This window comes from Microcystis sp. M_QC_C_20170808_M9Col, assembly GCF_007095495.1.
Classification (GTDB): domain Bacteria; phylum Cyanobacteriota; class Cyanobacteriia; order Cyanobacteriales; family Microcystaceae; genus Microcystis; species Microcystis aeruginosa.
In genome coordinates, this window is record NZ_SFBZ01000023.1 from 18184 (window position 1) to 28344 (window position 10161).

General features: G+C 44.6%; 8 protein-coding genes and 1 pseudogene. 6 read left to right on the top strand and 3 right to left on the bottom strand.

From position 1 onward, the window contains the following. The first annotated feature begins 79 nt into the window (after positions 1-79). A complete protein-coding gene (locus EWV68_RS01600) occupies positions 80-697 on the top strand; it encodes a Uma2 family endonuclease (RefSeq protein WP_061431933.1) in 618 nt (205 codons plus the stop codon). Positions 698-796: 99 nt separating this feature from the next. Here the strand turns inward: EWV68_RS01600 and EWV68_RS01605 are convergent, their stop codons facing one another. Together EWV68_RS01605 and EWV68_RS01610 are read right to left on the bottom strand one after the other, a co-directional pair. Beyond that, positions 797-1051, bottom strand: coding sequence for a hypothetical protein (locus tag EWV68_RS01605; RefSeq protein ID WP_002750132.1), 255 nt, complete (start codon positions 1049-1051; stop codon positions 797-799). Continuing rightward, positions 1048-2754 carry a potassium channel family protein gene (locus EWV68_RS01610; protein ID WP_287168595.1) on the bottom strand — a complete coding sequence of 569 codons (1707 nt, stop codon included), beginning with the start codon at positions 2752-2754 and terminating at the stop codon, positions 1048-1050. The genes EWV68_RS01605 and EWV68_RS01610 overlap by 4 nt, the downstream gene beginning before the upstream one ends. 150 nt (positions 2755-2904) lie before the next feature. Between EWV68_RS01610 and EWV68_RS01615 the strand changes: the two genes are divergently transcribed. The 5 genes and pseudogenes from EWV68_RS01615 (at position 2905) to eno (ending at position 9329) form a co-directional block, all read left to right on the top strand. Beyond that, positions 2905-3795, top strand: coding sequence for a DUF4351 domain-containing protein (locus tag EWV68_RS01615; protein WP_061431935.1), 891 nt, complete (start codon positions 2905-2907; stop codon positions 3793-3795). A gap of 57 nt (positions 3796-3852) precedes the next feature. After that, positions 3853-4750, top strand: a pseudogene (locus EWV68_RS01620) (DUF4351 domain-containing protein). Positions 4751-5028: 278 nt separating this feature from the next. Then, positions 5029-7107, top strand: coding sequence for a glycogen debranching protein GlgX (gene glgX, locus EWV68_RS01625; RefSeq protein ID WP_287168597.1), 2079 nt, complete (start codon positions 5029-5031; stop codon positions 7105-7107). A 115-nt stretch (positions 7108-7222) separates the two neighbouring features. Next, positions 7223-7984, top strand: coding sequence for a DUF3887 domain-containing protein (locus EWV68_RS01630; RefSeq protein ID WP_287168598.1), 762 nt, complete (start codon positions 7223-7225; stop codon positions 7982-7984). A gap of 46 nt (positions 7985-8030) precedes the next feature. Beyond that, positions 8031-9329: a phosphopyruvate hydratase gene (eno, locus tag EWV68_RS01635; RefSeq protein WP_061431939.1), complete on the top strand. Its 1299-nt coding sequence runs from the start codon at positions 8031-8033 to the stop codon at positions 9327-9329. Between the two features lie 205 nt (positions 9330-9534). Here the strand turns inward: eno and EWV68_RS01640 are convergent, their stop codons facing one another. Next, positions 9535-9858, bottom strand: coding sequence for a phage holin family protein (locus EWV68_RS01640; RefSeq protein WP_287168599.1), 324 nt, complete (start codon positions 9856-9858; stop codon positions 9535-9537). Positions 9859-10161 lie beyond the last annotated feature (303 nt).

Here is a 10161-nt window from a genome sequence, read left to right on the forward strand (position 1 = left end):
GATAAAAAGCGATCGCTTCCCCACAATCCCTAAAAAATAACCATAAAATTAATTAATAGAATATCGGAGAAAGACAAAGATGATTATCGCTCAAGAAAAACCAACTATTGCGACAGTCACCAAAACCCCTGTCACTTTGGAAGCATATCGGGCGATCGCTGAAACTTCTCAGGAACGTTATGAATATTGCCATGGAGAAATGATTCTTATGCCTGGAGGAACCGCAACCCACAGCGCAATTGCGATCAATATCTCGGTTTTTTTGGGATTTTTATTGAGAGATAGGGATTTTCGTCTGTATAACAGCGATCTGCGGTTGTGGATTCCTGAATATCATTGTGGAACCTATACCGATCTCATGGTTGTTAACCATGAACCAGAATTTAACGGCGATCGCAAAGACGAAATTCTTAATCCTTTATTTATTGTAGAGGTGCTTTCCCCCGCCACGGAAGCCTATGATCGAGGTGATAAATTTAGAAAATATCGTTCCCTGCCAAGTTTTTGTGAATACCTGCTCGTTAGTCAAACTGAACCCTACATTGAGCAATATTTCAGACTCGCACAGAGCGATCGCTGGCAACTACAAACCTACGATCAACTTAGTCAAATAATCCCTCTGGAGAGTTTAAACGTTGAACTTCCCTTGCTAGAAATTTATCGTCGTGTTAGTTTTGCGGCAGCCTCATCCGATTAATAACCTTTCTATTTTGTTTGCATAAAAAGCGATCGCCCCACAGTTTAAACTCAAAAAACCGCCATCGACAAAGAAGCGGTGAGAAGTAGTTCATTAGAACTACTCAGGATAGTTAGGCAGAGAATGATATTGAAAAATGCCAAATATACTGCCGACACTGCCGACACTGAGAATACTGCCGACACTGCCAATACTGAGAATACTGCCGACACTGCCAATACTGAGCATACTGCCGATACTAACCAGACTTAAAATGCTGCTGGCACTAGCGAGACTTAAAATACTGCCGGCACTGCCTAAACTCAAGATACAGCGATAACTAGCTTTGCTCAGATAATTAAGACCAGAAATCATTTTAAATCGGGGAAAGATTGGGGAATAGTTAGGGAAGTATTTTGCCAAACCTGTTGTAAACGCATAGCCGGCATAGTTAGATAAAGAATATCACCTTGATCGAGAGTGATTTCTAGTAATTGCCAACCGTGGATAGTTTGACCTTGTTTTTCTAAGTAAAGTGGCACAAAATCGGCATTCATCGCCGCTTCCTTGACAATTTGCCCCATAAAAGGATGATTAGGTGTGATTAATGTGGCTAAAGCAACCCAGAGGAGATCATCGGTCATGCCATTACCGAGAATTCTACCGCCCAAAGCGGCCGCAGCGAAGGAATAGGTAGCCAGATCCCGGGGACATAATACCGTATCAAAATCAAAAACCTCTTGAATCGATCGCCCGAATTGTTCCTGAGAGCAGCGTAAAACTAGATTAATTTTAGGAGCGATCGCTTTAGCAGTGAGGGCAATCTCCACATTAATCATATCCTCGTAAGTAACCACGATCAAAGATTCGGCGTTGTTAATATTAGCGGTTTCTAGGGTAGCCACTAGACGCGCATCCTCGATGATGACGGGGATTCCCCAGGAGCGCACGGAATGCAAAAATCTATTATTGGGGTCCGATTCAATCACCACCACTTCACAGCCTTGCTCGTGCAATTGTCGCACGATCCGGGTGCCGATACCTCCTAAACCACAGATAATGTGATGATTGCGGACGGGAATGCGGGTAGCATCCCAAAACTGTTTAAAGCGACTACCGAGAATAAAATCGTTAAGGAGAGCATAACAGATACCGATAACCCCCGCACCGACAATCATCATGACCACGGTAAAAATTTTGATACTATCGGGGGTAGATTCGGCCACTTTTTCGTTACCTCCGGCGCCGGTAATCATCCCGACAGAGAAATAGAGGGAATCGACGAGGGAAATTTTTTGATTAACGCTGAGATAGGTAATGGTAGCAAGGGAAATCATCCCCAGGAGAGAAAGGGTGACAAGAATTACCGGTTGGACATAGTGCTGATAGGGACGGAGATTGAGCAGATTTCTCAGCCACTTTTGCAGTTTAAAACGCTGTTTTGCCTTAATTGTCGGTTTATTGCCGATAATCAGATGATCGCCAGTTGCGAGTTTTTTGCCTAAAAGAACTGCGGAAACCAGATCAATTTCGTCGTGAGCGGGGAGATAATAGATTAACATCCGGGCCGGATCGTCCCAAAGTTCGTAGAGGGGTAATCCCCACCAAGGATGATTTTCCTCGATAATTATCTCTTGAATTGGCCAAAGGCGATCGAATAGCTGTAATTGACCGATAGCTTTATTACCAAGGGCAGCAAAGGAAAAGATCGGAGCCGCTAGGGAAGCAACGCTCATGCTAACGTGAGCAGGGAGGGTTTGATCGAGTCTTTCTCCTAAAGTTTCGTTAAATAGTCGGTTAACTATCCGAATTTTCGGGTTAATTATCCTGGCGCGGGTGAGAATTTCCAGATTGAGTGCGTCGTTATCGATGGCCAAAACTAGGGTTTCTGCATCTGGAAGGCCAGCTTGCAGGAGAGTTTTAGGAGAGCAGGGATCGCCGATGATAATATCAGACTGGTATTCACAGATCATTTGGCGATCGCTAATCGCCACTACTGCCGCAGATTGTTGTTTGAGTAAACAAAAGATTTTATAACCCGTGCGACCTAATCCACAGACGATGATTTGCGGTTTCATTCGTCGAGCGCGTTTTTTGCTGATTAACCTTTCAGTTCTAGCGCAAAAACTAGGAAAAATCTGTAACTAAAGCTGCAATGCTGCCAATTTTCCTAATCAGGCTTTGAAGATGATAAAATAACCATCATCATCGATTGAATCACTTAAGCCTTGACTCGCTTTCTTTGGGACAAATTTAGTAAAGATTACCTCGAAACTTTTCTTGCTTCTTCCGGTGACGTGAAAACCAGCCTTGATGTGACGGCAGAAACTCAAGAAATTGATGTGTATTTTCGACCTACTTCCTCCAAAATACCGCCCGAATTAGGCTTATTGGGCAAATTAGCTCAAACCCCTTGTTTATTGGAACCCTATCGCAATCCGGTCACGATTGATGGCATTATTGCCTGTTTATCTAAACTGTTTACTGTGCGGGAACAATTACAAAGAGAAGCTCACCGTCATCAACAACCCTTATTAGCAGAAAATATCCCTAGACTATGGATACTAACTCCTACGGCCAGTCAGAGGATTATAACTGCTTTTTCCGCTCTCAATCATCCAGATTGGGGAAAAGGAATTTATTTTTTACCTCCAGCATTAACCACATCCCTTATTGTCCTGCATCAATTACCTGAAACCCCTGAAACCCTTTGGTTAAGATTATTAGGCAGAGGAGGAAACAGAAGCAGAGCGATTGATGAATTAGAGGCCTTGTCTTCTAGTCATCCCTTCAAATCAGCTGCCTTAAAATTATTATACAATTTGAGTAGAAACTTGCAAGCCTTACCCAAAAGAACCCAGGAGGAGAGAAAATTTATTATGCGTTTAGCCCCTTTATACGAACAAGATAGAGAAGCAGCGATTCAAAAAGGTAGAATCGAAGGGATTCAACAAGAAGCATCCAAGTTAGTGCTACGCTTACTTAACCGACGTTTTGGTGAACTGCCCCCGCATATCACTGAAACTATCCAAAAACTCTCAGTAGAAAAATTAGAAGACTTAGGAGAAGCATTACTAGACTTTGAGACTCAAGCTGACTTAATTAATTGGCTGAACTAATAAATAGGCTTTGAAGATGATAAAATAATCATCATCACTGATTTAATAACTTAGGTCTTGACTCGCTTTCTTTGGGATAAATTTAGTGAAAGACTACCTCGAAACCTTTCTCTCTTCTTCCGGTGACGTGAAAACCAGCCTTGATGTGACGGCAAAAACTCAAGAAATCGATGTCTATTTTCGACCGACTTCCCCAGAAATGCCGCCCGAATTAGGTTTATTGGGTCGATTAGCTCAAACCCCTTGTTTATTGGAACCCCATCGCAATCCTGTCACGATTGAGGGAATTCTCGCTTGTTTATCTAAACTGTTGACTGTGCGGGAACAATTACAAAGAGAAGCTCACCGCAATCAACAACCCTTATTAGCAGAAAATATCCCTAGACTATGGATACTAACTCCTACGGCCAGTCAAAGAATTATAACTGCTTTTTCCGCTCTCAATCATCCAGATTGGGGAGAAGGAATTTATTTTTTAGCCCCAGCATTAACCACAGCCATTATTGTCCTGCATCAATTACCTGAAACCCCTGAAACCCTTTGGTTAAGATTATTAGGTAGAGGAGGAACCAGAACCAGAGCGATTGATGAATTAGAGGCCTTGTCTTCTAATCATCCCTTTAAATCAGCTTCCTTAAAATTATTATACAATTTGAGTAGGAACTTGCAAGCCTTACCCAAAAGAACCCAGGAGGAGAGGAAATTTATTATGCGTTTAGCCCCTTTATACGAACAAGATAGAGAAGCAGCGATTCAAAAAGGTAGAATCGAAGGGATTCAACAAGGAGAAGCCAACCTAGTACTACGCTTACTTAAACGACGTTTTGGTGAACTTCCCCCGCATATCACTGAAACTATCCAAAAACTCTCAGTAGAAAAATTAGAAGACTTAGGAGAAGCATTGCTAGACTTTGACAGTCAAGCTGACTTAATCAATTGGCTTAATCAAGCCTAGAATATTCGGGAAAGTTCATTTACAACTCCTCTAATTGTTTTCTTGATCTCTCGGGAAATTGAGAGCTTTATTGAATAGGGCAAGGTCTTGGAAATTAATCACGCCATCTCCATTAAAATCTGGCGTTGCTGATGTGAGTTCTGAATCTTATTTTGTGAGATTTTTAAAACCTAGACCAAAACTAACTTTTGGATAGGACACACATTTGGCATTCATAGCTTGATTCAGCAACGCCGAATAATCTTATACTACTCCTAATCACTTCTTATCTCTTGACAATGACCTTAAAAACCGATCACGGTAAAAGCCATCCCGTCGGTGCGACTGTCTTGGCCGATGGTGTCAACTTCTCACTATTTTCTAAGTATGCCACTGCCATAGAATTATTATTATTTGATGATGCCAATTCCCCGCAACCTAGTCAAATTATTCGTCTGAATCCCCAAGAAAATCGCACTTTTTTCTATTGGCATATTTTCGTTCACGGCATTGGAGTCGGTCAAGTGTATGCTTATCGAGTCTATGGTCCGGATAATCCGGCCCAGGGTCATCGCTTCGATCCTGATAAAGTAGTTCTCGATCCCTATGCGAAAGCGATTGTCGGTGCGGAAATTTATGATCGACAAGCTGCCAGCGAAAAAGGCGATAATTGCCATCGAGCTTTGCGGGGTCTGGTAGTGGATCCGGGCCGCTACGATTGGGAAGATGACGCACCGCTACGCACTCCCTACTCTGCCAGTTTGATCTACGAAATGCACGTCGGTGGTTTTACTCGTAACCCGAATTCTGGCGTTAGCGAGGAAAAAAGAGGTACTTTTGCGGGATTAATCGAAAAAATACCCTATTTGACCAACCTAGGCATTACTGCCGTGGAATTGTTACCGATTCATTACTTTGATCCCGCTGCCGCTATGCCGGGGTTAACTAACTATTGGGGTTATAGCACGATCGGCTTTTTTGCGCCCCATGCCGGTTACAGTAGCGATCGCTCACCCCTGGGTCCTTTGAATGAATTTCGGGATCTGGTGAAAGCTTTACACAAAGCGGGGATCGAAGTGATTCTCGATGTGGTTTTCAATCATACCGCCGAGGGGGACGAAACCGGGCCGACTCTTTCCTTGAAAGGTATCGATAATCGCACCTACTACATCCTCGACGGGGAAGATAAAAGCCTCTATAGCAACTATACCGGCTGTGGTAACACCCTCAAGGGCAGTCATCCGATTGTTGGCAAAATGATTCTCGATTGTTTGCGCTATTGGGTGTCGGAAATGCACGTCGATGGTTTTCGCTTTGACCTGGCGGCCGTATTATCGCGCAATGTGGACGGGGAACCGATTCTGCAAAAAGGTTATAACATGATCTGGGCGATCGAATCGGATCCGGTCTTAGCCGGCACAAAATTAATCGCCGAAGCTTGGGATGCGGCAGGATTGTATAGTGTCGGTCAATTTGTCGAATTTGCCGATTGGTTTTCCGAGTGGAATGGTCCTTTTCGCGATGATGTGCGCGCTTTTGTCCGGGGAGATGCCGGCATAGTCAGCAAATTAGCGGCGCGGATTTTAGGAAGCCCCGACATATACCACAGACCCGATACCGATGTCAATAGAAGTATAAATTTTGTTACCTGTCACGACGGCTTTACCCTTAACGATCTAGTTTCCTACGACGAGAAACACAACGAGGCTAACGGCGAGGAGAATCGGGACGGTTGCAACGATAATTTTAGCTGGAATTGTGGGGTAGAAGGGGAAACCAATAACGAGAGGATTAAAACCCTGCGACTGCAACAAATAAAAAATCTCTTAACGATCCTGTTTATTTCCCAAGGAACACCTATGCTGTTGATGGGGGACGAAGTGCGACGCACCCAAAAGGGCAACAATAACGCCTATTGTCAGGATAACCAGTTAAGTTGGTTCGATTGGAGTGCGGTAGAGCAAGAGTTCGATCTTTGGTGTTTCGTAAGGAGACTGATCGATTTTAATCAAAAATTAGCTCTTTTCCGTCAGGAAAAATTGCTAGAAGTCACCTATACCAGTCTTGAACCCCATCTCAGTTGGCATGGCGTACAGTTGAGTAAACCCGATTGGTCGGAAGATTCCCACAGTTTAGCTTTTTCCCTGCGTCATCCCAAGGCGAATGAGTATTTACACATTATGCTGAACGCTTACTGGGAATCTCTCAACTTCCAGTTACCCCCCTTGGGACAAGGGGAAAAATGGCATTGCGTCATCGATACTGCTTGGCAATTGTCCGAGGCAGCCTGTGATTTAGATGCCGCAGCCGCTATTGAATCGGAAACCTATCGGGTGCAAGCGCGTTCGGCGGTAGTCTTAATCGTTAAACCAGTATAACAAGAGGAAAGATATTGCTCGATCGAGCGATCTTGAATGCTTTAACTAATGAACAATGGCATCAATTCAATCGTCAAGTGGAAAAACGTTATTTATTTGCGGAGCAATAGCTTAAATGATGCGGCTTTCATTAGCGAAACGGGTATCGATTCTCTCTTTGTGTTTAATTGGTTTTTCCCTGCCTTGGACCGCGTTCAGCGCTTCACCGGTACAGGCGAACCTAGAACCGACTGCGATCGCTATTGGTGATCCCGTCCGAGAAGAAAAGCAAGCTCGGCAGTTAGTAGAATGGTTGGGAACTAAACAATACGACAAAGTTATTGCAGCTTTGTCACCCCAACTAAAACCCCTCTGGACTGCCGAAAAACTGCAAAAGGTCTGGGAAAGCCAAGTCACTGACAATACTGGACCGTTTAAGCGCATTGTCAAAAGCAAGCTACTCGATGCTATCAATGCCAATTTGGTGATTGTCACCGTTGAATTTGAGAAACTCACTGAAGATGTGGTAATTACCTTTAACCGGTCTGGTCAGATAGTTGCCGCCGATTTTCCCGAATTTCGTAGTATTTCTGAGATTGGCGATGCTTTTGTCACGTCCTTGGTCAACAAAGACTACGGCCTGGCCCGAGGTTTTTTACACCCTTTCCTGAAAGCTGAGGTTTTCCCCACCAGAGTACAAGGCGCTTGGGAGAATTTACTTAAGCGTACCGGCCCCGTGCGTCGGATCGTGGGAACTCAGGTCAGAAAAGGTTCGGATACGGACGGTGTGGCTCTGGTGTTGGTGACGATTCAATTTGAAAAACTGACGGATACTTTAATCCTCGTTTTTGATGATCAAAAGCAGATTGTCAACGTGGATTTCCCTTTAGGCAATTAGTAATCAGCCGAAATTACCCCGTAAATTGAGTTGGAGACGATAAGTTATGTTAGATAAAATCGAAGTTCCCATCGAAGCGATCGCAGCTAGGGAGATTCTAGATTCCCGCGGCCGTCCCACTATCGAAGCAGAAGTGCTGCTAGAATCGGGGGCGCTCGGTTTGGCCCAGGTTCCCAGTGGCGCTTCTACGGGCAGTTTTGAAGCCCACGAATTGCGCGATGATGATCCCCAGCGTTACGGTGGTAAGGGTGTCCTGAAAGCGGTTCGCAATGTCCACGAAAAAATTGTCCCGGTTTTGGAGGGGATGAATGCTTTCGACCAAGCTAGTATCGATTTAGCTATGATTGATCGCGATGGCACGGCCAATAAACGAGAATTAGGGGCTAATGCTATCCTAGCCGTCTCTCTGGCTACGGCCAAAGCAGCGGCGGCGGATCTGGGATTGCCTCTCTATCGTTATCTCGGTGGCCCGATGGCCAATGTGCTACCCGTCCCGATGATGAACGTGATCAATGGTGGTTCTCACGCTGATAATAACGTCGATTTTCAGGAGTTTATGATCTTCCCCATCGGGGCCGATTCTTTTAAGGAAGGTTTGCGTTGGGGGGCGGAAGTATTCGCCGCTTTGGGGAAGGCCTTGCACGAACGCAAATTACTGACTGGTGTGGGCGATGAGGGCGGTTATGCTCCTAATTTGGCTTCAAATCAGGAAGCTTTGGATATTTTAATTGAATCGATCGAACGTGCTGGTTATAAACCGGGGTCGGAGGTGGCTTTAGCTATGGATGTGGCCGCCAGTGAATTCTATAAGGATGGTCAATACCTCTACGATGGTTCTTCCCATTCTCCCGCCGAAATGGTGGATTTTTTGGCTAGTTTAGTTGATCGCTATCCGATTATTTCTATTGAAGACGGTTTACACGAGGAAGATTGGGATAACTGGAAATTATTGACCGATAAACTGGGGGCGCGGATTCAGTTGGTGGGCGATGATTTGATGGTGACTAATCCCATCCGTCTGCAAAAAGCGATCGATCTGGGTATTGCTAACTCGATCCTGATTAAACTCAATCAGATCGGTTCTTTGACGGAAACCCTACAAACGATCGCCCTGGCTACCCGTCACGGTTATCGTTCTGTCATCAGTCATCGTTCCGGAGAAACGGAAGACACCACGATCGCCGATCTGGCGGTGGCTACTAATGCCGGACAGATTAAAACTGGTTCTCTCAGTCGCAGTGAACGGGTGGCTAAGTATAATCGCTTATTACGCATCGAAGAAGAATTGGGCGATCGGGCGGTGTACGCGCCGAAAGTCGGTTTGGGACCAAAATTCTTGGCCTAAAATTTGAAAAAAGTTTGCAGTGATCGAAAAAGGGTGTTATACTAAAGGTACTGATAACTGATAACTGGTCACTGACTATTGTGGTACTTCGCTGGAACCTTTTTCGGCGAAGTATTTATTTTTGGCCTTTTTTCTGCACGAAGGTATGATTTTTGGATCAAAGGTGTTATACTAAAGGTACTGATAACTGATAACTGGTCACTGACTATTGTGGTACTTCGCTGGAACCTTTTTCGGCGAAGTATTTATTTAAGAGGGTGTTGACCAGAGAGAGGACGATTGGCGCACCGATAAAAGCCACTAAACCCTTAACCGCAAATCCCGGGACGAGGATCGAGGCTAACCAGAAACAAAAGCTATTGAGAACAAGGATAAAGCCACCGAGGGTGAGAATAGTAATCGGTAGGGAAAGCAGCCCTAGAATCGGTTTAACCAGTCCGTTGACTAAACCGATAACTGCCCCCGCAACCATGGCCACAATAAAGCTATCGACTTTAACACCGGGGAAGATAATAAGCTGCCCGCGCATTTAAATTGCTTGTTGAGACGAGGCAAGAGGCAAGAGGCAAGAGGCAACAGTAAAGGGATTGGGGGAGATTCGGCTAATCTTAAGAATAAGTGCTTTAAATGTAATAAACTAAGGGCAGTGGCAAGAATATTTAGGGCTTGCTGAAAAAGCTTTTCCTGGGGGCAGGGTGTGTCCCCCCCAACCCTAGGGCTGTTTCATTCTCCCATCAGAATATCAAAAGTAAAAGCGATCACTGTCAGGTAAAATGAGGAGTGACCGGCAACTTTTCAAATATATGTTGAGCTTAATAGAAAAACTGAAACA

What these genes read in the sequence shown, in the direction of transcription:
- EWV68_RS01600 (WP_061431933.1), top strand. Translation starts at nt 80, where the DNA reads ATGATTATCGCTCAAGAAAAACCAACTATTGCGACAGTCACCAAAACC.
- EWV68_RS01605 (WP_002750132.1), bottom strand. Translation starts at nt 1,051, where the DNA reads ATGATTTCTGGTCTTAATTATCTGAGCAAAGCTAGTTATCGCTGTATC.
- EWV68_RS01610 (WP_287168595.1), bottom strand. Translation starts at nt 2,754, where the DNA reads ATGAAACCGCAAATCATCGTCTGTGGATTAGGTCGCACGGGTTATAAA.
- glgX (WP_287168597.1), top strand. Translation starts at nt 5,029, where the DNA reads ATGACCTTAAAAACCGATCACGGTAAAAGCCATCCCGTCGGTGCGACT.
- EWV68_RS01630 (WP_287168598.1), top strand. Translation starts at nt 7,223, where the DNA reads ATGATGCGGCTTTCATTAGCGAAACGGGTATCGATTCTCTCTTTGTGT.
- eno (WP_061431939.1), top strand. Translation starts at nt 8,031, where the DNA reads ATGTTAGATAAAATCGAAGTTCCCATCGAAGCGATCGCAGCTAGGGAG.
- EWV68_RS01640 (WP_287168599.1), bottom strand. Translation starts at nt 9,858, where the DNA reads ATGCGCGGGCAGCTTATTATCTTCCCCGGTGTTAAAGTCGATAGCTTT.